The organism is Mesorhizobium sp. M0618, from assembly GCF_040320765.1.
Taxonomy (GTDB): Bacteria; Pseudomonadota; Alphaproteobacteria; order Rhizobiales; family Rhizobiaceae; genus Mesorhizobium.
In genome coordinates this window covers 31506-56450 of the sequence record NZ_JAMYQH010000004.1, presented here as the reverse complement: position 1 = coordinate 56450, position 24945 = coordinate 31506, and the positions used below count along the sequence as shown (strand labels likewise).

General features: G+C 63.4%; 21 protein-coding genes. 11 read left to right on the top strand and 10 right to left on the bottom strand.

The genetic code is table 11. The features are described from left to right. Together NKJ04_RS06075 and NKJ04_RS06070 are read right to left on the bottom strand one after the other, a co-directional pair. Nucleotides 1-1077 carry an ABC transporter substrate-binding protein gene (locus NKJ04_RS06075; RefSeq protein WP_352673931.1) on the bottom strand — a complete coding sequence of 359 codons (1077 nt, stop codon included), beginning with the start codon at nucleotides 1075-1077 and terminating at the stop codon, nucleotides 1-3. A 62-nt stretch (nucleotides 1078-1139) separates the two neighbouring features. Continuing rightward, nucleotides 1140-2387: an enolase C-terminal domain-like protein gene (locus tag NKJ04_RS06070; RefSeq protein ID WP_127296518.1), complete on the bottom strand. Its 1248-nt coding sequence runs from the start codon at nucleotides 2385-2387 to the stop codon at nucleotides 1140-1142. Nucleotides 2388-2535: 148 nt separating this feature from the next. On the opposite strand from NKJ04_RS06070, the gene NKJ04_RS06065 reads away from it, so the two are divergent. Continuing rightward, complete coding sequence (locus NKJ04_RS06065) at nucleotides 2536-3297, top strand: GntR family transcriptional regulator (protein ID WP_128302340.1); 762 nt, start codon at nucleotides 2536-2538, stop codon at nucleotides 3295-3297. Nucleotides 3298-3372: 75 nt separating this feature from the next. On the opposite strand, the gene NKJ04_RS06060 is transcribed toward NKJ04_RS06065, so the two are convergent. The 7 genes from NKJ04_RS06060 to NKJ04_RS06030 form a co-directional block, all read right to left on the bottom strand. Beyond that, entirely contained in the window at nucleotides 3373-4251 is an 879-nt protein-coding gene (locus NKJ04_RS06060; protein WP_352673930.1) for an SMP-30/gluconolactonase/LRE family protein, read from the bottom strand. Nucleotides 4252-4298: 47 nt separating this feature from the next. Beyond that, nucleotides 4299-5261: a 3,5-dioxohexanoate:acetyl-CoA acetone transferase gene (gene kce, locus NKJ04_RS06055; RefSeq protein WP_127296521.1), complete on the bottom strand. Its 963-nt coding sequence runs from the start codon at nucleotides 5259-5261 to the stop codon at nucleotides 4299-4301. Then, nucleotides 5258-6205: a 3-hydroxyacyl-CoA dehydrogenase gene (locus NKJ04_RS06050; protein WP_128302338.1), complete on the bottom strand. Its 948-nt coding sequence runs from the start codon at nucleotides 6203-6205 to the stop codon at nucleotides 5258-5260. Before NKJ04_RS06050 ends, kce begins: the two co-directional genes overlap by 4 nt. An 11-nt stretch (nucleotides 6206-6216) precedes the next feature. Beyond that, a complete protein-coding gene (locus NKJ04_RS06045) occupies nucleotides 6217-7023 on the bottom strand; it encodes an SDR family oxidoreductase (RefSeq protein ID WP_023808888.1) in 807 nt (268 codons plus the stop codon). 13 nt (nucleotides 7024-7036) lie between these two features. Then, nucleotides 7037-9121, bottom strand: coding sequence for an ABC transporter permease subunit (locus NKJ04_RS06040; protein ID WP_352673928.1), 2085 nt, complete (start codon nucleotides 9119-9121; stop codon nucleotides 7037-7039). Further along, the gene (locus NKJ04_RS06035) at nucleotides 9118-10650 is read right to left on the bottom strand and encodes a sugar ABC transporter ATP-binding protein (protein WP_352673927.1); all 1533 of its coding nucleotides are present in this window, start codon (nucleotides 10648-10650) and stop codon (nucleotides 9118-9120) included. Before NKJ04_RS06035 ends, NKJ04_RS06040 begins: the two co-directional genes overlap by 4 nt. 83 nt (nucleotides 10651-10733) lie before the next feature. Next, a complete protein-coding gene (locus NKJ04_RS06030) occupies nucleotides 10734-11861 on the bottom strand; it encodes a sugar ABC transporter substrate-binding protein (protein ID WP_352673926.1) in 1128 nt (375 codons plus the stop codon). Between the two features lie 217 nt (nucleotides 11862-12078). On the opposite strand from NKJ04_RS06030, the gene NKJ04_RS06025 reads away from it, so the two are divergent. The 8 genes from NKJ04_RS06025 to apnL all read left to right on the top strand — a co-directional run bounded on the left by NKJ04_RS06025 (nucleotide 12079) and on the right by apnL (nucleotide 21412). Next, entirely contained in the window at nucleotides 12079-12759 is a 681-nt protein-coding gene (locus NKJ04_RS06025; protein WP_352673924.1) for a GntR family transcriptional regulator, read from the top strand. A gap of 331 nt (nucleotides 12760-13090) precedes the next feature. After that, entirely contained in the window at nucleotides 13091-13918 is an 828-nt protein-coding gene (locus tag NKJ04_RS06020) for a phosphogluconate dehydrogenase C-terminal domain-containing protein (protein WP_128302332.1), read from the top strand. A gap of 330 nt (nucleotides 13919-14248) precedes the next feature. Further along, nucleotides 14249-15190 (top strand): D-ribose ABC transporter substrate-binding protein, encoded by a 942-nt coding sequence (locus NKJ04_RS06015; RefSeq protein WP_023808893.1) that lies wholly within the window; start codon nucleotides 14249-14251, stop codon nucleotides 15188-15190. 95 nt (nucleotides 15191-15285) lie between these two features. Further along, the gene (locus NKJ04_RS06010) at nucleotides 15286-15930 is read left to right on the top strand and encodes a DUF2291 family protein (protein WP_352673921.1); all 645 of its coding nucleotides are present in this window, start codon (nucleotides 15286-15288) and stop codon (nucleotides 15928-15930) included. Further along, nucleotides 15927-17483, top strand: a complete 1557-nt coding sequence (locus NKJ04_RS06005) for a sugar ABC transporter ATP-binding protein (protein ID WP_023808895.1) — start codon at nucleotides 15927-15929, stop codon at nucleotides 17481-17483. Before NKJ04_RS06010 ends, NKJ04_RS06005 begins: the two co-directional genes overlap by 4 nt. Further along, nucleotides 17476-18540: an ABC transporter permease gene (locus NKJ04_RS06000; protein WP_023808896.1), complete on the top strand. Its 1065-nt coding sequence runs from the start codon at nucleotides 17476-17478 to the stop codon at nucleotides 18538-18540. The genes NKJ04_RS06005 and NKJ04_RS06000 overlap by 8 nt, the downstream gene beginning before the upstream one ends. Nucleotides 18541-18542: 2 nt before the next feature. Continuing rightward, nucleotides 18543-19577: a Gfo/Idh/MocA family protein gene (locus NKJ04_RS05995; RefSeq protein ID WP_352609306.1), complete on the top strand. Its 1035-nt coding sequence runs from the start codon at nucleotides 18543-18545 to the stop codon at nucleotides 19575-19577. Next, entirely contained in the window at nucleotides 19574-21412 is a 1839-nt protein-coding gene (gene apnL, locus NKJ04_RS05990; protein ID WP_352673920.1) for a D-apionate lactonase, read from the top strand. The genes NKJ04_RS05995 and apnL overlap by 4 nt, the downstream gene beginning before the upstream one ends. 2 nt (nucleotides 21413-21414) lie before the next feature. Here apnL and NKJ04_RS05985 read toward each other — a convergent pair whose 3' ends face one another. Then, the gene (locus NKJ04_RS05985; RefSeq protein ID WP_352673918.1) at nucleotides 21415-22128 is read right to left on the bottom strand and encodes a transcriptional regulator NanR; all 714 of its coding nucleotides are present in this window, start codon (nucleotides 22126-22128) and stop codon (nucleotides 21415-21417) included. Nucleotides 22129-22312: 184 nt separating this feature from the next. Between NKJ04_RS05985 and oiaX the strand changes: the two genes are divergently transcribed. Together oiaX and NKJ04_RS05975 are read left to right on the top strand one after the other, a co-directional pair. Continuing rightward, a complete protein-coding gene (gene oiaX, locus NKJ04_RS05980) occupies nucleotides 22313-23563 on the top strand; it encodes a 3-oxo-isoapionate-4-phosphate decarboxylase OiaX (RefSeq protein ID WP_352673916.1) in 1251 nt (416 codons plus the stop codon). Between the two features lie 4 nt (nucleotides 23564-23567). Continuing rightward, on the top strand, nucleotides 23568-24902 hold the full coding sequence (locus NKJ04_RS05975; protein WP_023808901.1) for a four-carbon acid sugar kinase family protein: 1335 nt from the start codon (nucleotides 23568-23570) through the stop codon (nucleotides 24900-24902). Nucleotides 24903-24945: the final 43 nt, after the last annotated feature.

The following is a 24945-nucleotide window of genomic DNA, read 5'->3' as shown; positions in this document are numbered from 1 at the left end:
TCATTTCGGCGCGGGAACGCCCGGCAGAGGCTCCTTCTTTACGTTGGCGTCGATGATCTTGGCCACCAGCTCCTGCGGATATTCGGCATTGACCACGCCGCCTGCGGGAACCGTCTTCAGCCAGGCGTCAAGATCAGGCTGATTGATCTGCAAGAGCGGCACCTCGACGAATTTCGGCACCTGCTTGCCGGCCAGGATCTGCTGCGCGACCCAGAACGCGACCTGCGAGACGCTGGGCGTGGCACCCAGCGAGAAGGTTTCGTAGCCGCTGGCGTCATGCTCCTGCTTCCACAGCGCCAATTCGTCCTGGCGGTTGCCCATGATGATGATCGGCAGCGGCCGGCTGGCGGCCTTGAATGCCTGCGCCGCGCCATAGCCGTCGCCGCCCTGCGTCAGCACCGCATCGACCTGAGGCAGCGACGGCAGGATGCCCGACACTTCCTTTTGTGCCACGGTCGCCGTCCACTGGCCATAGACCTCGCCGACGGCCTTGTAGCTGGCGTGCGCCTTCATCGCTTTCTCGACGCCCTCATGCAGGCGCTTGTCGAAACCGTCGCCGGCCATACCGCGGATCTCGAGGATGTTGGCCGGCTTGTCGCCGAGCTTGCTGGAGATGAAATCCAGTTCTGCCTTGGCATAGGAATCAAGGTTGTAGTCGACGACATAGGCGCAAGGCTCGGTGACGCCGCTGGCGAAGGCAACGACCGTGATACCGGCATTGCAAGCATCCTTGATGGCGCCGTTGAGTGCGGTGTCGGAGCCGGCAAGGACGATGATCGCATCGTAGCCCTGCAGGATCAGGTTCTCGATCTGGCTCGCCTGTTCGGTCACCGAATTGTTCGAGCTGACGACGGCTGTTGCGGCGATCTGCTTGTCGGCCACGGCCTTGGCGCCCATTTCCTCGAAGCTCTTGATCATCACCTGGCGGAAGGAATTGCCGGCGTAGGAATTGCTGAAGGCGATCTTCTTGGCCGAAGTGTCGCCCTTGGCGAGGCCTTCATCGGCGCGCGCGTCCAGCGCTGCAAAGCTGGTGCAGCCGAGCATGGCTGCAATGAATAAGGCTGTGGTCCTGCTCATTGTTGTTCTCCTCCGGTTGAAAGTCATAGCGTCCTCCCGACGATCCTTTCGAACGAAAAATGTCAACCCAGCCCGAGATCAGGCACGGCATCGTTCAAATGGTCGGCGAAATTTGTATTGGGCAGCAACGGATACCAGCCCGGACGGCCGGGATCGCGGTCGTAGGCATAGCCGCCCAGCGAGCGGTAGAGTTCGGCATAGGTGGCGAGTTTGTCACGATCGAGCTCGACGCCGAGGCCCGGTGCCTCCGGCACCGCGATCGCACCATTCTCGTAGCGCATCTTGCCGCCCACGATGATGTCGTCGGCAAGGTGGTGATAATGCGCGTCGGCGGTGAAGACGAGGTTGGGCAGCACAGCGCCAAGATGCAGCATGGTGGCCAGCTGGATACCGAGTTCGCCAGAGGAATGCACCGCAATACCGAGACCGAACGTGTCGCAGATCTGCGCCGCGCGCACGCAGGCGCGGATGCCGCCCCAGAAGGTGGTGTCGAGCAGGATCACGTCAACCGCAGGGTCGCGCACATTGGTGGCGAGCTGTTCGAAATCGATGACGATGGTGTTGGTGGCCAGCGGGATGGAGAGCTTCTCGCGCAAGCGGCGCATGCCGGCTAGGCCCCAGGTCGGGTCCTCGAAATAGTCGTTCCTGAGATCGGAGATGGCTTGGCCGAAACGCAGCGCCTCTTCGACCGACAGGGCTGCGTTCGGATCGTAGCGCAGCGTATCGGCAGGAAATTCGGCGGCGAGCGCCCTGAAACATTCCAACTCATAGTCGGGGTGAAACACGCCGGCCTTGAGCTTGTGGGCGTGAAAACCATGTTCGTCCTTGAGCGCGCGGGCATGCTCGAGCAATTGATCGATGGTGCGGACTTCGCCCTTGCCGCTGCGGCGGTCGGCATAACGGAAGAACAGATAGGAGGCGAAGCCGATCCGGTCACGCACGCGCCCGCCAAGCAATTGGTAGACCGGCACGCCGAGCTTCTTGCCGATGATGTCGAGACAGGCGAATTCCAGCGCTGCGTGGAGTTGCGTGCGGTTGTTGTAGAGCGACGCCGTCGGATTGCAGATGGCGTAGCGCATGCGGTTGAGGTCGAAAGGGTCATGGCCGACCAGGTAGGATTTCAGGCCGGCGAAGGCGAGTTCCGCTCCGGCACCACCGCCGCCCATCTCGCCGAGCCCAACAATGCCCTCGTCGGTCTCGACCTCGACCACGGTGCGGACAAAGCGTCCCCAATGCGTACCGTTGCTGTGCCGCAATGCTGCTTCCAGCGGAACGGTGATGGTGGTCGCCTTGATGTCCGTGATCTTCATGCCGGCTCCTCTCCCCTAGCCGCTGGCGTCATACACACTACCATGGTAGTATGTCAATACAGCTTCAATCCTGCTTGGCGCTTGAGTTGCAGCCTGCGCAGTGTCATGACCGGAGCAGTGCAGTGCCATTCACAGCAACGGATTCGTCATGGGGACCAAGCTTTCGGGGGCGACCAGATTTTCAGGCAGTGCTGCCAGGCTGAAAACCGCCGGTCAGCGCGAACCCTCGCGGGTGCTGGAGCCGGTCAACAATCGCATGCCGATCTCACCGCAGATCTACGAGCGCCTGCGCCGCGCCATCACGACGCTGGCGATGTTGCCGTCGGAAGCGCTCAGCGAACAGGACCTAGCCCAGCAGCTCGGTGTCAGCCGGACACCCGTGCGCGAGGCGCTGATCCGGCTTGCCGATGAAGGGCTGATCGACATCCTGCCGCAACGCGGCAGCTTCGTCGCGCCGATCCGGCTAAGTGACGTCGAGGAAGCGCAGTTCATTCGCGAGGCACTCGAGGTCTCCGTCGTGCAGAAGCTGGCCGGACACGGTTCGAGCGCCTTCATCGCGGCAGGCAGGGTGAACCTTGCCCAACAGGCCAAGGCAGTGGCCGAGGGTGACCGCGAGCTGTTTCTTGAGCTTGACGAGGGCTTCCATCGCAGCCTTTGCGAAGAGGCCGGCCTGCCCAAGAGCTGGCGGGTGATCCAAGTGGTCAAGCTGCAGATGGACCGTGTGCGCTATCTGAGCCTGCCCGAACCCGGCCACCTTGAAACGCTGCTCGCTCAGCATGTGGCGATCTTTGAGGCTGTGGAGACCGGCGAGGCAAAGCAGGCAGGCGCGCGTATGGCGGCGCATTTGCGCGAAGTGCTCCGCACGGTTCAACGGCTCAACGTGGCCCGCCCGGACCTCTTTGGCCAATGATCCGTTGACCGCTCATTGGGATGCCTGCGCGAAGGCCTGATCCGCGTATGCTACGGGCGCTTCGCTTGTCTGGCGTCAGCTGCCGAAGCGGGGCTCCGCAACGCCTTTGACGCCAAGGCCCGTGATGGCGAACAGGCTGCCGCGCAAAACGCCGTCGCCGGGAAAACGCGGCAGCGGCGGCTTGGCCATCGAGGTGACGTAGAGGGTGTCGAGCTTCGGTCCGCCGAACATGACGCTGGTGATCTTCTTGACCGGCATGTCGATGACGCGGTCGATGCTGCCATCGGGTGCATAGCGCACCAGTCTTCCGTCATAGACCAGCGCATTCCACAGATAGCCCTCGGCATCCACGGTCGAGCCGTCCGCCGCACCGCCCCGGCTGGTGTCGACGCGCACGAAAGTACGCCTGTTGGTGGCGGCACCGGTGGCGATGTCGTAGTCGTAGGCCCATATCTCGCCGGTCCAGGTGTCGGCGAAATAGAAGGTGCGGTCGTCGGGGCTCCAGCATGGACCGTTGGAACAGATGATGCCGGAATCGATCCGGGCGACGGAGAAGTCCGGATCGAGCCTGTAGAGCCCGCCGGACGGCCCCTCTTCCATCGTATCCATGGAGCCGGCGAAGAAGCGGCCGTACCGGTCGACCTTGCCGTCGTTGAGCCGATTCATCGGCTTGTCCGGCTCGGGATCGTGGATCAGCGTCACATCGCCGGAGGTGAAATCGAGCAGATGGAAACCGCGCTGCAGCGACACCACGGCGCCGCTGCCATCCTTACGCAGCGCCATCGAGCCGATCTTCATCGGCACGTCCCATGACCGGATCTCGCGTCCGTCGGCGGTCGCCCGAAACACGCGCCCGTCGAAGCTGTCGATCCAGTAGAGTCGTTCCTGTTCGACGTCCCACAGCGGCCCCTCGCCCAGTGTGGTCTTCACGTCCACCACGACTTCGACCTTCATGCCGTCCTCCTCCGTTTTTGCGTCTCGCGGCGATTGCTCGGGCCGCCTCAGAAAGCGACCTTGTCGCCGCCTTTCAATGACAGGATTTCGCGTGCCTCGTCGGGCGTCGCGACCTCCATGCCGAGCCCTTCGATGATCTTGCGGGCCAGCAAGACCTGTTCGGCGTTCGATTTGGCAAGCTTGCCTTTGCCCGCCCACAGACTGTCCTCCAGCCCGACGCGGATGTTGCCGCCAAGCGCTGCCGATTGCGCGGCGATGCGGAGCTGGCTGGCGCCAGCGCCGAGAACCGACCAGCGGAACTGGTCGCCGAATAGCCGGTCGGCAGTGCGCTTCATGTGGGCGACGTCTTCGGGATGGGTGCCGATACCGCCGAGCAGTCCGAACACCGACTGCACGAAGAAAGGCGGCTTCACCAACCCGCGGTCGGCGAAGTGCGAGAGATTGTAAAGATGAGCGATGTCGTAGCACTCGAACTCGAAGCGCGTGCCGTTGTCGTAGCAGGTCGCCAGGATGTACTCGATATCCTTGAACGAGTTGCGGAAGACGAGGTCGCGGGTCGCTTCCAGATGCGGCTTTTCCCAGTCGAACTTGAAGGTCTCGTATTTGTCGGCGAGGTGATAGAGCCCGAAATTGATCGAGCCCATGTTGAGCGAGGCGACTTCCGGTTTGAACTGGGCGGCCGGGCGCACGCGCTCCTCGACCTTCATGTAGGGGCTGCCGCCGGTGGTGATGTTGATGGCGGCGTTGGTGCCTTGTTTGACGCGCGGCAGGAAGCGGGCGAAGGCCTCCGGCGTCTGGTCGGGCTTGCCGGTTTCCGGATCGCGGGCATGCAGATGCAGGATCGCGGCACCGGCTTCCGCCGCCGCGATCGCCTCCGAAGCGATCTGGTCAGGCGTGATCGGCAGATAGGGTGACATGGTCGGCGTGTGGATGGCGCCCGTCACCGCGCAGGTGATGATGACCTTGCCCCTGGTCTGTGCAGCACCTGGCTTGCGGCTCGTTTCGATCATTGTCCGTACTCCTGGTCCGATTTTTTCTTGTGTGCCGCCAGCGCCATCAGCCGACGATCACGCCATACCTGCCGTTCGCCGAGGTTTTCGCGTGGCAGGCGTTCGCGGCGGTCGGCTTCGACGGTTTTCATCACCTCGCCCGCCCAGTCGACGCGCCGCAGCATCTGCGGGAAAATGTTCGAATAGATCGACTGATAACGCTCGACATAGTCGCGCACGCCGCCAGGTGCATTGAGATCGATGGTCTCGAAAGGCCCCATGAACGACCAACGCAGCGCCAGCCCGTCGCGGATGCCGATGTCGACATCCTCGACGCTGGCGTAGCCGTCGGCGACAAGCCGGAAAGCCTCCTCAAGCAATGCGCCTTGCAGGCGGTTCATGATGAAGCCGTCGAGTTCGCGCTTCATCACCAGGGGCGCATGACCGGCGTCGATGAGGAAGGCGCGGGTTCTCTCGACCGTCTCGGCGGACGTCCATGGCGCCGGCACGATTTCGGCCGCCGGAATGAGATAGGGCGGATTGATCGGATGCACGACCAGACAGCGATGCCGTCCTTGCAGATGGTCGGTGAATTTCGACGGCAACAGCGCCGAGGTGGAACTGGCGATGACTGTCCGCGGATCGGCAAGCGTGTCGATCAGCGAGAATACCTCCCGCTTCACCTCGAGGTTTTCAGGCGTGTTCTCCTGGATATGGACGGCACCCGCCAGCGCCTTTGCCAGCTCCGCGACAATGGTGATCCGGCCAAGCACAGTGTCGACGGACTGACCGCGCAGCAGGTCGTTTGCGGCAAGGTCACCGAGCACGCCGGCAATGTAGTCGCGGGCGCCGCCGGTCGCAGCGGGCGACTGATCCCACATCCGCACGTCATGGCCGGCACGGGCAAAGCTGATTGCCCAGGCCCGCCCGATGAACCCGCTTCCGACAATTGCGACATTGGCCATGGATCGGCTCCTCAAAGTGTTTCGACATTGCCGTCGACGCCGAGCGACTGGCCGGAAATGTTGATCCCCGCATCGGAGAGCAGGAAGGCGACCATCGATGCGACATCATAGGGGCTGGTCATGCGGCGCAGCGAGATATTCTGCAGATAGCGTCCGGTCATTTCCTCGTGGCTGATACCGACCTGCTTGGCGCGCGCCGAGATAACACCTTCGATGCGCGGCCCTTCGATGATGCCGGGCAGGATGGCGTTGACCCTGATAGCGTGCGGCCCGAGCTCCTTGGCGAGACTCTGCGTGAAACCGATGACACCGAACTTGGCCGCCGAATAGGGTGTGCGGAAGGCGTAGCCATGGCGGCCGGCGGCCGACGACATCGAGACGATCGAGCCGCCGCCCGCCGCCTTGATCAGCGGCACGGCGCGCCGGGCGCACAGGAACTGGCCAGTCAGGCAGATGTCGATGCAGCGCCGCCAGTCGGCCGGGTCGATTTCGTCGACACCGCCGGTCGGCCCGGCAATGCCGGCATTGTTGATCAGCGCGTCGAGCCCGCCGAGTTCTTTCTCGACCGCCTCGAACAGCCGGTCGACGTCATCGTCGCGCGAAACATCCGCCTTCACAGCGGCGACCAGATCGATCTTGCCGGGAGCAGCGGCCAGCGCCTCGTCGGAAACGTCGCAGACGACGATGCGGGCACCGAGGCGTGACAGCGTGTCGGCTATGGCAAAACCGATGCCGCCGGCGCCTGCCGTCACCAGCACGCGCTGGCCTTTCAGCCCAGTCAGAAATTCGTCCGCAGATGCCGGGGCTCTTGTGCTCATCGTCCTGTCCTTCTCATTGCAGCCGCCGTTCGCGCAGCGCCATGACGGCGCCCAGAACGACCAGTCCGTAAAGAATTGCCCTCGTGGCATAGGGAAGCGTGGTGCCGGCGAGCAGCATCTGCAGCGCGGTCAGCAACAACACGCCGCCGAGCATGCCGAGATAGTGGCCGCGCCCACCGGTGATCAGCGCGCCGCCGACCACCACCACGGCGATCGACGGCAACAGATAGTCGTCGCCCATGCCGAGGCTTGCCTGACCCGAAAAGCCGGTCAGCATGACGCCGACAACAGCCGCGCAGACGGCCGAAAGCATATAGACCAGGATCAGCGTGCGCTCGACGCCGATGCCCGACAAGCGCGCCGCGCGCAGCCCATTGCCGATGCCGTAGACGCGTCGTCCGAACGGGGTGCGGCCAAGCAGCAGTACCGCCGCGACGACAAAGACGACCATCAGCAGCACGATTGGGGTCAGCAGGCCGGCAAGCTTGGCCGTCATGACCCAGCGCAGCATCGGCGAGGAAAACCCGGCCGGCGTTCCCTGCGAATAGAGCAGCGCACAGCCTTGCAGAATGCCGTTGGTGGCGAGCGTCATGACGATCGGCGAGATGCCGAGATAGACGATGCCGAAACCATTGGCGAAGCCGATGGCGCAGGCCATCACCAGGACGACCGGCAAGGCGTAGACAAGGGCGGCGTCGGAGCCGTTGACCATGCCGGCCAGGATGATGCCGGAGATGCCGATCGTCCACGGCACGGAGAGATCGAGGCCGCCGGTCAGGATGACGGTTCCCTGCCCGAGCGCTAGGACGGCGAGGAAGGACGACAGCACCAGCAGCGAATTCCAGTAACCCGGATTGAGGATGGCGCGGCCGAGCCAGACCTGCGTGACGACCACGATGAGCAACAGGCAGACATAGGCGGGCAGCGCATAGCGCAACGTTTCCGCGTTGCGTAGATGGAAGGCAGGGCGCGGCGATGCCGGATTGCGCTGGGCATGGGCTGGCTCGGCGATCTTGAGACGCCGGTCCACGCGCTCGAGTTGCGAGGGCAATATGCCGGCGCGCCAAGCGGCAAGCCGGGCGCGCGCGGCGCGCAATTGCACGGCAAGCACCGATGCATGGGAGATCGAGCCGGCAAGTGCTGCCAGCACCAGAATGGTGCCTTCGGCGATGGTCGCATAATAGGCCGATACGTTGAGCACCAGCAGGATGTTCACCACGATCATCAGGATAAAGGCGCCAAAGACAGAGCCCACCGGGCCGCCCTGCCCGCCGCCGAGGCGCGTGCCGCCGACGACGACCGCCGCGAACATCGACAACAGCAGCGGATTGCCGACCAGCGGATCACCGCTGCCGGTCTGGGCGCTGATGAAGACGCCGGCAAGGCCATAGCAGCCGCCGGCGATGACATAGACGGCAAAGCGCACCAGCACGACATTGATGCCGACGGAAGCAGCCGACTCCGGATCGCTGCCGACCGCGTAGAGTGCTGTGCCGAAGCGGGTTCCCTTCAGCCAGAACCAGGCGAGCAGGACGACGCCGATCACCACCAGCGGCATCGGCAGCCAGCCGGCGATCGCGTCACCCAAATAGAAGGTCCCGAGATCGGGCGACACGAAGCCGCCGGGCTTGTCCATCACCAGCAGCGTCACGCCTTGCAGGATGAACATGGTCGACAGCGTCACCACGATGGGCTGCATGCGCAGCACGGCGATGAAGAAGCCGTTGAAGGCGCCCACCGCCATGCCGACGCCGATCCCGACGGCGGTCCACAGGATGATGCTGGCGCCTGGCGCCATCGGGTCCATGCTCGATGCCAGCACGGCATTGACCAGCGATATCACCGCGCCGGCGGACAGGTCGAAGCCGCCCGACAGGATGACGATGGTCTGGCCGATCGCGGCGAGCGCCGAGGTGGAGCCGCCGCTCGACAGGAACGACACATCGAAATAGGTCAGCGGCCCGGCGCTGATCCAGTCGACAACGAAGAGCAGGATCGCCAGGACGGCCGCGGCGATCAGCGCGCCGCGATTGCGCATCAGCGCACGGCGCAGTCCGAAGCCGCCGGTAGCGGGGGATGAGGCTGCTGCGCTGCTCATGCGGCGGCTTCCCCGGCATGCCCGAGCGCCGGGCGCATGATGGCCGGTTCGGTGATGGCGTCGCCTTCGAGTTCGGCGGCGATGCGCCCGTCGTAGAGAACCAGGACCCGGTCGCATTGGTGGACGAGTTCGGGAATCTCGGTCGAGTGCAGCAGGATCGAACCGCCCGAAGCCACGTAGTTTCGCATCATCACATAAAGCTCGTGCTTGGTGCCGACGTCGATGCCTCGGGTGGGATCGAACAACAGCAGGATGCGGCTCTGCGCCACCAGCCATTTGGCGATGGCGATCTTCTGCTGGTTGCCGCCGGAAAACGCACCGGCCCGCGTCCACAGCGCCCGACGGTCGACCTCGACAGTGGCGAATGCCGCCTCGACGGAGCGGGTCTCAGCCTGCGCGTCGACAAGGCCTAGCCGTGTGAAGCGCGATATCACCGGCAGGGTGGCGTTCTGGCTGCCCGACAGCTTCAGGAACAGGCCTTCGGATTTGCGGTCTTCCGGCACCAGGCCGATGGCCATGTTGGGGCGCAAGGCATCGGCCGGCGAACCGAGCCAGACCTTGCGGCCGTCGACGAGGATGTGGCCGCGCTCGATCTCGGCCATGCCAAAGCAGGCGAGGAACAGGTCCTGCTGGCCCATGCCCTGCAATCCGGCGACGCCGAGGATTTCGCCCTTGCGCAGGTCGAAGCCGGCGCCGTCGAGCTTGCGTCCGACCTTGAGGTCGCGCACGCCCAGAACCGGCGGCCCGAAAGCCTGGGCGCTGTCCGGCTTGGGCGGGAAGGTCTGTTCGATGCTGCGGCCGATGATCTTTTCGATGACGTCGCCATCCGAGACATCGGCAACCGGCGCGGTGACGATGTGGCGGCCGTTTCTCAGGATCGTCAGCGTGTCGCAAAAGGCGCGGACCTCGCGCATGCGGTGGGTGATGAAGACGATGGTGGTGCCTGCCGCCTTCAGCCTGGCGATGATGTCGCCCAGCCAGTCGACGTCGCGGCCGGCGAGCGTCGAGGTCGGTTCGTCGAGCAAAAGGATGCGCGGCTTGCGGTAGACGGCACGCGCGATCTCGATCTTCTGGCGCACCGAAAGCTCGAGCTCACTCACCTCGGCATCGAGATCGACGGAAAAACCGAGATCTTCGATATGGCGGCGGACGGCCTTGCGGGCGGCACCGCGGCGGATCAGGCCGGAGATGCCGACGGGGGCGTAAGGCAGCATCATGTTGTCGAGGACGGAGAGGTCGCGCACCAGGGTCATCTCCTGGAATGCTGTCTGCATACCGAGCGCATGTGCTGCGCGCGGTGCGCCGCAAGCGATCTCCTTGCCGAAGACACGGACATGGCCTTGGCTCGGCCGGACCAGTCCGGACAGCAGCTTCACCAGTGTCGACTTGCCCGCTCCGTTTTCACCGAGCAGGGCATGGACGCTGCCGGGCGCGATCGCAAACGACACGCCGTCCAGCGCGACGGTCGGTCCGAACGCCTTGCTGATGCCGTCGATCTCGATGGCGGGATGCTCGGAATGTTCTGTCATTGTCCTCGATCGCCGGGCTTGGCATGGACCGACGATGCACGGACAGAAAATGTCCGCGCATCGTCAAGATCGCCTTGGGAGGCTTATTCTTCCGGTTGTCCGACGAGGGCAGCCGCGAGGCCGACCTCGGGTGTCTGGTCCGAGAAGATCGAGGCAAACCAGCCCGGATTGGAGACCAGCGACGGCTTGAAGGCGTTGCAGCCGGCCTTCATCTCCGCCCATGTGCCTTCGTCGCACAGCTTGATCGTCTCATTGGTGACGACCGGCAGCGGCAGGATGGTGGTCTTCGGCACGTCCTTGCCTTCGATCGACTCGACGGCAAGCTTCAGCGCCAGCGCACCCGAATAAGGCGGCGAGGCGTAGGAAATGCGTTGTGCGCCGGCCGGCGCGTAAGGGGCGGCCGCACCTTCGACTTCGGTGCCCTCCGGCAGCATCTGGATGCGGCCGCCATTGGAACCTTCGCCGGCGCAAGGCAGGAGTCCGCTTGTCTTCTTGCCGGCCTCGAGCTGCATCGAGTTGGCGGTGAAGCAGCCGACCTGCATCCACAGCCCGTTGATGTCGTCCCAATTGCGGGTGGCCAGGATTTTCGAAAGTTCGGTGCGGGCGACCGCCTGGCTCCACATGCCGACAGCCTCGCCGACGATCTTGATATCAGGATATTTGGCGAAGACTTCCTTGGCGGCTTTTGTCCGCTGATCGTCGACGGATGTTCCCGGGACACCCGTGATGGCGATGATGTTGCCCTTGCCGTTGAGCTTCTTGACCAGCCATTCGGCGGTCACCCTGCCGGCTTCCAGCTGGTCGATGTGGACGTTGTAGGCACAAGGCTCGGTGATCTCGGCGTCGTAGGCAAAGACCTTCACGCCCTTGTCGCAGGCATTCTTGACGACCTGGTTGAGCGCGGTCGGCGAGATCGGATATACGACGATGGCCTCGGCGCCGCTTTGCACCATTGCGTTGATCTGCTGAATCTGGCGTTGCGCGTTGGGGCCAGCGACCTGGACCTGCAGGTCGACCTTGTCGGCCAGGCTCTTGTGAGCGGCCATGGCCTTGACCATGTTGGCCGCCTCCGCCTGCCAATCATTGCCGATGTAGCTCATGCTGAGAAAGATCTTGTGCTTCTCGGCGGCCTGCGCGGCGGACAGGCCGAAGGCGCATGCAGCCATGCCGGCCAGCAGCGCGAGCCGCCGGACTTTCGATCCGATACCCATGTGAACTCCTCCCAAACAGAACGATCGAATGCCTCCCAAGGGCACAAAACGTAACCCTTGCCATTCGATGCCGACGACCGTAACATGATTTGATCAAAGATCAATGATGAAATCGCTTAATATCAAAACGGGCGCCCGTGGGCGCTTGACGCGGCACCTTGAACCTTGCATTCCGGATGCAGGTAGCGTCGCCCTTGGGCGGGAAGGTTGACGGGAGATGGCTGGATCGGCGTTCAGAAAGCCGGGGGTCGAGATCGCACCCCTGTCCAGGGAAACCCTGCAGGACAGGGTCTATCGCCATGTCACCGAACTGATCCTCGACGGTAGCATCGTGCCGGGCGAGATGGTCACGGTTCAGAGCCTTGCCGATGCTTTTGGCGTCAGCCCGATGCCGGTCAGGGAAGCGTTGCGGCGCCTGACGGCCGCCAACGCGCTGATGGTGGTTTCAGGTCGGTCGATCGGCATTCCGGCATTAAGCCGCGCACGCCTCGTCGACCTCAGGAATGTCCGGTTCGAGATCGAGGCGATCGCGGCCGCATGGGCTGCGGAGCGTATGGGCGACCAGGCCGTGGCGCAGTTGCGCCAGCATCTGGATGCGCTCGAACAGGCCAATGCCGCCGGCGACGTCAAATCCTACCTGCGCGCCAACTACGCCTTTCATTTCTCGATCTATCGGGCAGCCGGTTCCGAGAACATGCTCAACATCATCGAGAACCTGTGGCTGCAGATCAGCCCCTACTTCAACATGCTGCACGATTCAGGAAACTACTCGACCGCCAACGAACACCATCAGGCGATGTTCGCGGCATTGAGAAACCGGGACGCGGAAGCCGTCAGCGCCGCGGTCCGCGCCGACATCGACGCCGCTTTCGACGTGCTGGTCGATCTTTTGAAGTAGCGCCCGACCCAGTCTCCGACCGCCTATCACATGCCGGCTCATCCCTGGTGATGGCAGAGCGCCAATGCGCATTTAACGGCCAGTGCGGGCTTCTTCGGGCTGATCGTATCCCCTGAGCGCGCCATCCAAGGTTCTGTTCACGGAGCAGTTCGTGGGCGAAACATCATTGTCATCTTCGTGCTGGAGCTTGCTGGGCGGCAGGCGATTACGCCGCAAACGCATGACCCTGCGCGCACGGTCATTATCGATTGCCAAAATCTGGTAGCGTGATTATACCAGTTGATAAGTAGACGACGGGCGATACCGTCGGCTGAGATGGAGTAGTGACCAGATGACAACGATTGCGCTGTTCGGGGCTGGCGGAAAAATGGGCTACCGCCTGTCGACCAATTTTCGCGGGTCGCCCTACACGATACGCCATGTCGAAGTCAGCGATGCCGGCCGCGAACGGCTGAAGACCGGACTGGGTTTCGATACGGTCAGTGCCGACGAGGCGCTCAAGGACGCCGATGTGGTGATCCTGGCCGTCCCAGACACGCATATCGGCAAGGTAGCGGCCAGCATCGAGAGCAAGCTGGTATCAGGCACGATGGTGGTGGTGCTCGACGCGGCAGCACCCTTTGCCGGCCATCTGCCGAAGCGGCCGGACCTCACCTATTTCGTCACCCACCCCTGCCATCCGCCGATCTTCAATGACGAGACGGACATGGCCGCGAAGAAGGATTATTTCGGCGGCGTGAAGGCCAAGCAGCATATGGTCAGCGCCCTGATGCAGGGGCCGGAAGAGGACTACGCCAAGGGCGAGGCGATCGCGAAGATCATATGGGCGCCGGTGATGCGTTCGCACCGCGTCAGCGTCGAACAGATGGCGCTGCTCGAGCCTGGCCTTTCGGAGACGGTGTGCGCCTCGTTGCTGGTGGTCATGAAAGAAGCCGTCGACGAGGTCGTGGCGCGCGGCGTCGACCAGCAGGCGGCACTCGACTTCCTGCTCGGCCATATGAACGTGCTCGGCGCCGTCATTTTCGGCGAGACCAAGGGTGTTTTCTCGGACGCCTGCAACAAGGCGATCGAGTTCGGCAAGCCGGTGCTGATGCGTGACGACTGGAAGCGGGTGTTCGAACCGGAAGAGATCGCCGCCAGCATTCAGCGGATCACCTGAGAGAAGACAGGTGCTTGACGCAGCACCTCGAGGGCCCGGCATGTCATTGCCGACCCTCGGTTTTGGTAGCTCATCAGGTACATGTCACCTGAACTTGTGGTTGACTCATCATACCAGTTGGCTTAGCTGTTCATGGCTCGGATCGACAAGGTTTCGCAGGGAGCAGGATGCCTGGGCGAGTGGAGGAGGGCTGGGGAGCAACGATCCGTCTTGGGTAAGCCGGCAACGGTTTTTTGACCCAAGCGATCCGCGGCCCGCGCTGCCTGACGAATTCGGATGCAGACAAAGCCATTGGCCGATCAAGGCAATTTTTTCAAACGGGAGGACTTCATGAAACTCACACGCAGAATGACGCTTGCGGCTTTCGCCGGCATGCTGGCGCTTGGCACGGCAGTGCCCGCCTACGCGGCGGATCTCATCGCCATTATCACGCCCTCGCACGACAATCCGTTCTTCAAGGCGGAAGCCGTCGGCGCCGAAGCCAAAGCCAAGGAACTCGGCTACGAAGCGCTGGTGCTGGTCCATGACGACGACGCCAACAAGCAGTCCGAGCTGATCGACACCGCGATCGGCCGTGGCGCCAAGGCGATCATCCTCGACAATGCAGGCGCCGACGCCACCGTCGCCGCCGTGCAGAAGGCCAAGGACGCAGGCATTCCGTCCTTCCTGATCGACCGCGAGATCAACGCCACCGGCGTCGCCGTGGCGCAGATCGTGTCCAACAACTACCAGGGTGCCCAGCTCGGCGCGCAGGAGTTCGTCAAGCTGATGGGCGAGAAGGGCAATTTCGTCGAACTGGTCGGCAAGGAATCCGACACCAATGCAGGCATTCGCTCCAAGGGTTATCACGACGTAATCGACGACTATCCGGACCTGAAGATGGTCGCCCAGCAGTCGGCCAACTGGAGCCAGACGGAAGCCTATTCCAAGATGGAATCGATCCTTCAGGCCAACCCCGACATCAAGGGTGTGATCTCCGGCAACGACACGATGGCGATGGGCGCCTATGCGGCACTTGCCGCGGCGAACCGCAAGGACGTCATCGTCGTCGGCTTCGACGGATCGAACGACGTACGGGACTCCATCACGTCGGGCGGTATCAAGGCAACCGTGCTGCAGCCGGCCTTCGCGCAGGCGCAGATGGCGGTCGAGCAGGCCAACGACTTCATCAAGAACAAGAAGTCGCCGGCCAAGGAAAAGCAGTTGATGGACTGCGTTCTGATCAATGGCGACAATGCCGCCAAGCTGGAGACCTTCGCGCTGACGAACTGAGCCAGCGTGATTTCAATAGCGAGGGGCGAAAATCGGTTTTCGCCCCTCGCCGCCATTTTCCGTGGGTCGCCCACGATGCTGAACGACAGGCCGCCATGCTGAACACCAAGCCGAACTGGCCGATCCTTACCGTGATGGTCAGCATCAGCCTGACCGCCTGCAAGATCCTGCCTACGAAATCGGAAGCCGGAGACAACGCTCCCGCCTTCAATCCAGACAAGATGGTCGAAGAGACATGGGCGGCAAAGGTCGTGCCCTATCTCCAGCAGAAAGCCGGACCGTTTGCGCAGGTTCACACCCTGGCGACAACCGATCCATCGGCTGCCGGCGCCAAATACGGCAATCCGAACAAGCAGGCGAATTCGCCTTGGACTTTCGCGGTTCGCCTGGAAGGCAAGATCGTCGCGGCCAACACGCAGTCGCGGGCGGCAACCGTCGACGTCGATGTCGACGGCGACGGCAAGGCCGATGCACGGGTGCAGATCGGACCGGCGGTGCGCGGCACCGCGCTGCGCGACAGCCTGGACTTCATCCAGTTCAACGACTTCACCAACCAGATCGACTTCGCCCAGTTCGGCAAGGCGTTCAACAGCTACACCGACAAGACGGTGCTGTCCAAGCTGCCGCGCGAGGCGCTGGAAGGCCGCAGCGCCAAAGTGCTGGGCGCCTATACGCTGGGGAGCGGCCAAGACCTGCCGCTGGTGACGCCGGCGGAGGCAGAGATCGGGCCGAAGCCATGAGCGCGACAGCAGAGCGCGAAATCATCCTGAAGCTGGAGGACGTCTCCAAGGTCTATTCTGGCACCGTTGCGGTCAAGCGCGCCAATTTCGAGGTGCGCAAGGGCGCGGTCAACGTGCTGGTCGGTGAAAACGGCGCCGGCAAGTCGACGCTGATGAAGATCATCGCCGGTGTGGAACGGCCGACCGCCGGCCGCATCCTGCTGGAAGGCGAAGAGGTTTCCTTCTCGTCATCCGGTGATGCGGTGAACCGTGGCATCGGCATGGTGTTCCAGGAGTTGAACCTGTTCGGCAACATGAGCGTCGCCGAGAATATTTTCGCCACGCGGGAGATCACCAACCGCTTCGGCAAGATCGACCGCAAGGAACAGGAGCGCCGTGCGGCTGAATTTCTGGAACGCCTGCAAGCCGGCATACGGCCCGACATGCTGGTCGAGGATTTGCGCATCGGCCAGCAGCAGTTGGTCGAGATCGCCAAGGCGGTTTCGCTCGATGCGCGAATCCTGATCATGGACGAGCCGACCTCGGCGCTGAGCGCTGCGGAGGTCGAGATCCTGTTCAAGGTGATCGCCGACCTCAAGGCGCGCGGCGTGGCCATCGTCTACATCTCGCACCGGCTGGAAGAGCTGATCCGCATCGGCGACTACATCACCGTGCTGCGCGACGGCCGCATCACCGGCCAGGAGGAGATGAAGAACGTCGACACGCAATGGATCGTTCGCCAGATGATCGGTTCCGACGCCAAGGATTTCGCCAAGGCTGACGGCCATCTTCCGGGCGAGGAGATCTTTCGAGCCGAGGACATCTGCCTGCCGCGCGCTATCGGCGGGCTTGCCGTCGACCATGTCTCGCTGTCGCTGCGCGCCGGCGAGATCCTCGGCATCTACGGCCTGATGGGCGCCGGTCGCAGCGAATTGTTCGACTGCATCATGGGCCGCCACGGCCATTCGACAGGCGCGATCTTCATTGGCGGTAAAAAGGTCAAGGAGCGCGACACGACGCGGCGCATCCGGCGTGGCCTGGCATTGATCCCCGAGGATCGCCAGCGCGAAGGGCTGGTGTCGATCCTCTCGGTCGCCAGCAATCTGACGCTAGCCAGCCTGTCGCGATTTGCCCGCCTATTCCATATCCGTGGCGCCGACGAAAGGCAGGCGGTGACGCAGATGGTGCGGGAACTGGCGATCAAGGTCGCCGACCCGGCGCAGGAAGTGTCTTCGCTGTCGGGCGGCAACCAGCAGAAGGTGGTGATCGGCAAGGCGCTGCTCACCGAACCCAAGGTGCTGCTAATGGACGAACCCAGCCGAGGCATCGATGTCGGCGCCAAGGCAGACGTCTTCCGCACCATGCGCAAACTGTCCCGCGACGGATTGGGGATTTTGTTCGCCACCTCCGACCTCGATGAGGTGATGGCGCTGTCCGACCGCATCGCGGTGATGAGCAACGGAAAACTGACCGGCATGTTCGACCGTGCCGAGGCGACGGAGGCGGCACTCGTCGCTGCTTCGGCGCTTGGCCACGGACCGGTCCCACACACGGAGAGCACCGCCCATGACTGACATCCCAGCCAAGGCGGCCGCTCATTCCGCTTCCAGCGGCTCCGTGCTGTTGACGCTGATGAAGCTCAGGACCTTCATCGCGCTTATCGCCGTGCTGATCTTCTTCTCGATCGCGGCGCCGAATTTCCTGTCGACCGCCAATCTGATCCTGATGTCGAAGCACGTGGCGCTGAACGCGTTCCTGGCGATGGGCATGACCTTCGTCATCATCACCGGCGGCATCGACCTTTCGGTCGGCTCGATCGTCGGCCTGTGCGGCATGGTGGCCGGCTATCTCGTGCTCAATGGCATCGACCTGCAGATCGGCTACACCATCTATTTCAACGTCTTCGAGATCGCGCTGATCACGCTTGCCGTCGGCATATTGATCGGCGCCGTCAACGGCTTGCTGATCACCCGGCTGAACGTCGCGCCGTTCATCGCCACGCTTGGCGTGCTCTATGTCGCGCGCGGCCTGGCGCTGCTGTCGTCGGATGGCCGCACCTTTCCCAACCTCGTCGGCAAGCCGGAGCTTGGCACCACCGGTTTCGGTTTCCTCGGTGCAGGCCGGCTGCTTGGCCTGCCGGTGGCGATCTGGATCCTGATCGTCGTTGCACTGGGAGCCGCCTATCTCGCCAAATACACACCGCTCGGCCGCCATATCTTCGCCGTCGGCGGCAATGAACGGGCGTCGCGGATTTCGGGCGTCCGTGTCAACATGGTGAAGATGTTCGTCTATATGTTCTCCGGTTTCTGCGCGGCGATCGTCGGCCTGATCATCTCGTCCGAGCTGATGGCCTCGCATCCGGCAACAGGCGAAAGTTTCGAGCTCAACGCCATTGCGGCGGCGGTGCTCGGCGGTACCTCGATGTCGGGCGGGCGCGGCACGATCGGCGGCACCATCGTCGGCGCCTTCGTCATCGGCATTCTTTCGGACGGGTTGGTGATGATGGGTGTGAGTTCGTTCTGGCAAATGGTGATCAAGGGTCTCGTCATCATCGTCGCCGTTGTCGTCGACCAGGCACAACGCCGGCTTCAACAGCGCGTCACCTTGATGCAGATGGCGAAGGCGGGTTGAGCATGGCGGAGTTGCGTGGAGCGCTGATCGGCTGCGGCTTCTTTGCCGTCAACCAGATGCACGCCTGGCGCGGCATTGCGGGCGCTTCGATCGTTGCTATCTGCGACCGTGACCCGGAACGGCTCAAGATCGTCGGCGACCAGTTCGGCATAGCGAAGCGCTATACCGATGCGGCGGAACTTTTTGCCGGCGAAAGCCTGGACTTCGTCGACATCGCCACCACCGCGCCCAGCCATCGTCCGCTTGTCGAAATGGCGGCCGCTCATCGCGTTCCGGTGATCTGCCAAAAGCCGTTCGCGCCGACGCTCGCCGACGCCAAGGCAATGGTCGGGGCATGCGCGGAAGCCGGCGTGCCGCTGATGGTGCATGAGAATTTTCGCTGGCAGTCGCCGATCCAGGCGGTGCGCGCCGTGCTCGACAGCGGCGAGATCGGCACGTCTTTCTTCGGGCGCATCTCCTTCCGCTCCGGCTATGACGTGTTTTCCGGCCAGCCCTATCTAGCGACGGGAAAGCGCTTCATCATCGAGGACCTCGGCATCCATATCCTCGATATCGCCCGCTTCCTGCTCGGCGACGTCTCGACCATCACGTCGCGAACCGCCCGCGTCAATCCTAGTATCGCGGGCGAGGATGTGGCGACGATGCTTCTGGACCACAAGAGCGGCGCGACCTCCGTGGTCGACTGCAGCTATGCGACGAAGCTTGCCACCGAGCCGTTTCCCGAGACGCTGATCGAGATCGACGGCAGCGACGGAACGATCCGGCTGGCGCAGGGATACCGGCTCACCGTCACCGGCAAGAACGGCACGGTCGTCACCGACGTCTCGCCGCCGCTGCTGCCATGGGCGTCGCGGCCCTGGCATAACATTCAGGAAAGCGTCGTCGCCATCCAGCAGCATTGGGTAGACTGCCTGGCGAAGGGAATCGAACCGGCGACCTCGGGCGCCGACAATCTCAAGACGTTCGCACTGGTCGAGGCGGCTTACACCGGTGCCGCGAGCCGGCAACCGGTGCAGCTCGACGCCTTGCTTAAATGACCGCCGACGCATTCCTGCTCTACGGAACGCATGCCGTCGAGGCCGAACCAATCAGGCTACGCGCAGGCGCGCTCAGCGCCGACTTCGTCAACGGCAATCTGCGCACCATCCGGCATGGCGGCACCGAGGTGCTGCGCGCCATTGCCTATATCGTGCGCGACCGCGACTGGGGCACTTATGAGCCGGTGCTGACGGGCCTCGTCATCGATCAGGACGCGGAGAGCTTCGCGATCAGCTATTCGGCAAGCTGCATCGGACCCGATGGAAGCCGGCTCGGCTTCCACGCAACCATCAAAGGCTTCGCCGATGGCCGTCTGGTCTTCGACGTCGGCGCCCTCCCCGAAAGCGATTTCGAGACCAACCGCTGCGGCTTCTGCATCCTGCATCCGATCGCAGGGCTGGCCGGCAGTCCAGTCACTGTCGAGCATACGGACGGCATCGTGGTGGCGACGAAACTGCCCGAACTGATCGACCCGTGGCAGCCTTTCAAGGATATCCGCGCCATCACCCATCAGGTTCGGCCTGGTGTCACCGCCGAATGCCTAATGGAAGGCGATACATTCGAGATGGAAGACCAGCGCAACTGGTCAGACGCCTCCTACAAGACCTATGTGCGGCCGCTCGCGTTGCCATGGCCCTATGTGCTGCCTGCCGGCCAGCCCTTGCGCCAAACGATCAGCCTGCGCATCACAGGGAAAGGCAACGCGCCGGCTGCCGCCATGGTCAGCGAACCGGTCCGCGTCGAACTCGGCGAAGCCGGGCCAAGGCTGCCCGATATCGGCGTGGTCATCTATCCCGAGGATGTCGAGAGCGCACTTGCGAAGCTCTCGATGCTGTCGGCGCTCGGCCCGCAACAGCTGATCTTCCACTACGACCCGACGCGCGGCCACGGGCTCGACGCATTGCAGTCCTTTGCAAAACTTGCCGCCGCCTATCCGGTGCAGACGACCCTCGAATGCGTTGTTGCCTGCGCTGGCGATCTTGACGCCGAGCTGTCAGGCGTCGCCGACCTGGTGCGCCGGGCCGGACTGAAACTCTCGGTCATTGCCGTGTCGCCTTCGGTCGACCGGCAGTCGACGCCTCCGGGCAGCGCGTGGCCGGACTGCCCGACGCTCGAAGACGTCTTTGCGGCTGCGCGGCGCGCCTTTCCCGATATCCGCCTCGGTGGCGGTATGTTCAGCTATTTCACGGAACTCAACCGCAAGCGCGTGCCAGCGGCCCAGCTCGATTTCGTCACCCATTGCACCTGTCCGATCGTGCACGCCGCCGACGACCTGAGCATCATGCAATCGCTGGAGGCGCTGCCTTTCATCACCCAATCGGCACGGGCGATCTTCGGGGCAAAATCCTACCGGATCGGTCCGTCGACGATTGCCATGCGGCAAAACCCCTATGGCGGCGCGACCAAGCCCAATCCCGGGGGACAGCGCATCGCCATGGCCGACCGAGACCCGCGCCATGCCGGCCTGTTCGCAGCAGCATGGACGATCGGCTATGCAGCACGCGTCGCGCCCGCCGGACTGGAACAGCTCACGCTCTCCAGCTTCACCGGACCGTTCGGCGTGTTGGCGTCATCCGGAGAACCCATTGCGGCAGGATCGCCCCGGCCACTCTTCGGGGCTATCAAGGGGCTTTGCGAACTGGCCGGCCTTACGCAGGTGGCGGCAAGGACGAGCGATGAAACCAAGGTGCTGGCGTTGGCCGGACGCTCGGCCTCGGACGAGACGGTCGTGTGGCTGGCAAACCTGACGGCGGACGACGTGCCGGTCGACATTTCAGCTTTTGGCCGCGGCCATCTCGTGATGACGCCTTACGCGATCACCCGGCTCGGCTGAAGCTACTTTTCGGAGTTCATCACATAGAGCGCGCGCGAGCGTTCGAGATGCTTGATCATCGCCTTCTCGGCGCCATCCGCATCCTTTTTCTCGATGCGGCCGATGATCTCTTCGTGCTCGGTTAGCGTGAACTTTTCCTTGCCGGTCCAGATCAGCATTTCGGTGTGGTATTCCTTCAGCCAGCCGAGCATCGCCTCACTAACGGCGACATAGATCGGATTGCCTGAGATCGCGGCGATCTGGGTATGGAATTTCATGTCGGCGGAGATGAAGGCTTCGGAATCGCCACGGAAGCCGCGCTGTTCGGCAACGGTGGCCCTGAGGCGCTGCACATCCTCGGCGGTGGCCTTTTCGGCGGCTTCCCTGACCATGCCGCGCTCGAAGAAGATGCGCGCGGTCTTCAGGTGCTCAAGCGTGTCCTTCGATGACGACAGGATGATCTTGGCGGCGCCATCGACCTGCTTGATGATCGACTTTGCCGTGAGCTGCAGCACCTTGGCGCGCTCGCCATGCGAGATCGCGACCAGGCCCATATTGCTCAGCGCCTGCATCGCCTCGCGAATCGCCGGCCTGCCGACCTCGAAACGCTCCATCAGTTCGCGTTCCGACGGCATGTCGTCGCCCGGCATCAATTCGCCGCTGGTAATGAGGCGTTTCAGCCGCAAGAAGACCTCATCGGAAAGCTTGCGCCGGACAATCGGTTCCGAACGGTGCATCGTCGCGAATCACTCCCTTGACCCGGCCCTATCTAACACTGCCGCCACAATTCCCGGAATTGCCGTCTGTCGATCTGCCTAAAACTTCTAGCCGGATATGCCTTGCAATACTTATGTACTCATTATACCAGATTTAGAACACCGGTGAACCTTTTTCGAACGCCTCGGCTTAAGACAGCAGACCATGATCACCCTCACCTATCGCATCGAAACGCCTGGAAGCATCGAAGCGCTGGCGGCCAAGATCGCCAGCGACCAGTCGACCGGCACCTTCGTCGCGCTGCCCGGCGAGACCGAGGAACTGAAAGCCCGGGTGGCGGCGCGCGTGCTGGCGATACGGCCTCTGGCCGATGCCGAGCGGCCGTCGCTTCCCGACAGCGGCAACGGGCCGTTCAGGCGCGCCGATGTCGATATCGCCTTTCCATTCGATGCCATCGGCACCGACCTTTCGGCACTGATGACCATTGCCATCGGCGGCACCTATTCGATCAAGGGCCTCACCGGGATCCGCGTCGTCGACATGAAGCTGCCGGAGGATTTTCGCGGCGCGCATCCCGGCCCACAGTTTGGTGTCGCCGGCAGCAGCCGATTGACCGGGGTGACGGACCGCCCGATCATCGGCACCATCGTCAAGCCGGCGCTGGGCTTGAGGCCGCGCGAGACGGCGGCAATGGTGGCGGAACTGATCGCCGCCGGCGTCGATTTCATCAAGGACGACGAGAAGCTCATGAGCCCAGGCTACTCGCCGCTGGCCGAGCGGGTGAATGCGATCATGCCGCTGATCCTCGACCATGAGCAGAAGACCGGCAAGAAGGTGATGTATGCCTTCGGCATCTCGCACGCCGATCCGGACGAGATGATGCGCAACCACGATCTGGTGGCGAAGGCCGGCGGCAATTGCGCTGTTGTCAACATCAATTCGATCGGCTTTGGTGGCATGGCGTTCCTGAGGAAGCGCTCCAGTCTGGTGCTGCATGCTCACCGCAACGGCTGGGACATCCTCACCCGGCACCCCGGGCTAGGCATGGGCTTCAAGGTCTGGCAGCAATTCTGGCGACTGCTCGGCGTCGACCAATTCCAGATCAACGGCATCGCCTCGAAATATTGGGAGCCGGATGACTCCTTCGTCGAGTCGTTCAAGGCGGTGACGACGCCGATCTTCTCACCTGAGGACTGCGCCTTGCCGGTCGCCGGCTCCGGCCAGTGGGGCGGGCAGGCGCCCGAGACATATGCGCGGACCGGCCGGACCGTCGATCTTCTCTATCTCTGCGGCGGTGGCATCGTCAGCCATCCGGACGGGCCGGGCGCCGGCGTGCGTGCCGTGCAGCAAGCCTGGCAGGCGGCGGTCGACGGCATTCCGCTTGCCGACTTCGCCCTGAACCACCCTGAACTGGCGCGGTCGATCGAAAAATTCGGCGACGGCAAGGCAGCCTGAAGCCATGCAGAACCTGCTTCTCAGCTATTATGGCGACGACCTGACCGGCTCGACCGATGTCATGGAGGCGCTTGAGCTCGGCGGCGTGCCGACCGTGCTGTTCATGCGCCAGCCGGACGATGCCTTGCTTTCGCGGTTTGCCCATTGCCGGGCGATCGGCCTCGCCGGCACCAGCCGCAGCGAGACGCCGCAGTGGATGGACATGCATCTGCGCGATGCCTTTGCCTGGCTGAAGACACTCAACGCCGCGATCTGCCACTACAAGGTTTGCTCGACCTTCGATTCCAGCCCAACGGTCGGCAGCATCGGCCGGGCCATCGAGGTCGGCCGCTCGGTGTTCGCGCAGGATAGTGTGCCGCTGCTGGTCGGCGCGCCGCAGCTCAAGCGCTACACCGCCTTCGGCCATCTATTCGCCGCCTATCGCGACCAATATTTCCGCATCGATCGCCACCCTGTGATGAGCCGCCATCCGACGACGCCGATGGATGAGGCCGATCTCCTGATCCATCTGTCGCGGCAGACGGCGCTGAGCTCCGGGCTGATCGACCTTGCAACGCTGCAGTCCGCGTCGCGATCGGCCGCGTTCGATCGCCTGACCGGAAACGGCACCCCCATCGTGCTTCTCGATGTCGACAATCTGGAAACGCAGGCTCTGGCCGGCAAGGAGATCTGGCGCGTTCGCAAGCCAGGCGGTTCTTTTGTCGTCGGCTCGTCCGGGGTCGAGTATGCATTGCTGGCCGAATGGGCGTCGAATGACATTGTCGGCGCTGGACAAGGTTTTACGCCGCCGGGCGCAGCCGAGCGGATAGCCGTCGTGTCGGGCAGTTGTTCGCCGACCACCGAGCGGCAGATCCGGCATGCCCTGACCGACGGTTTCGACGGCATCGAGGTCGATCCCGTCGAGCTGGTTTCGGAGTCTTCGCAGCAGGCGATCGCGCGCGCAACGGCAAGCGGCCGTGCCAGTCTGCAAGCCGGGCGCAGCGTCATCCTCTACACCGCGCTTGGCCCCGATGCCGACAGGGGCGCCGAAATCGACCGGCAGGAAGGCGCCCGCCACAGGCTTGGCCGCGGCCTTGGAGAAATCCTTCGCAGCCTGACGATCGAACAGAATTTGCGGCGCGTGGTCATTGCCGGCGGCGACACGTCGAGCCACGCACTCGGCGAGATGGGTGTCGATGCCCTGACAATTCGCATGCCGCTGCCCGCTTCGCCTGGCTCGCCGCTCTGCGTTGCCCACTCGCGCGTCAAGGCGATCGACGGCTTGGAGGTCGCGCTCAAGGGCGGCCAGGTCGGAACCGATCGCTATTTCTCAGCCATCCGCGACGGCCTCGGCACTTGAACCAGCCGACACCTGGATTTCAGGAGCCGCTGTGCGAGAGCAC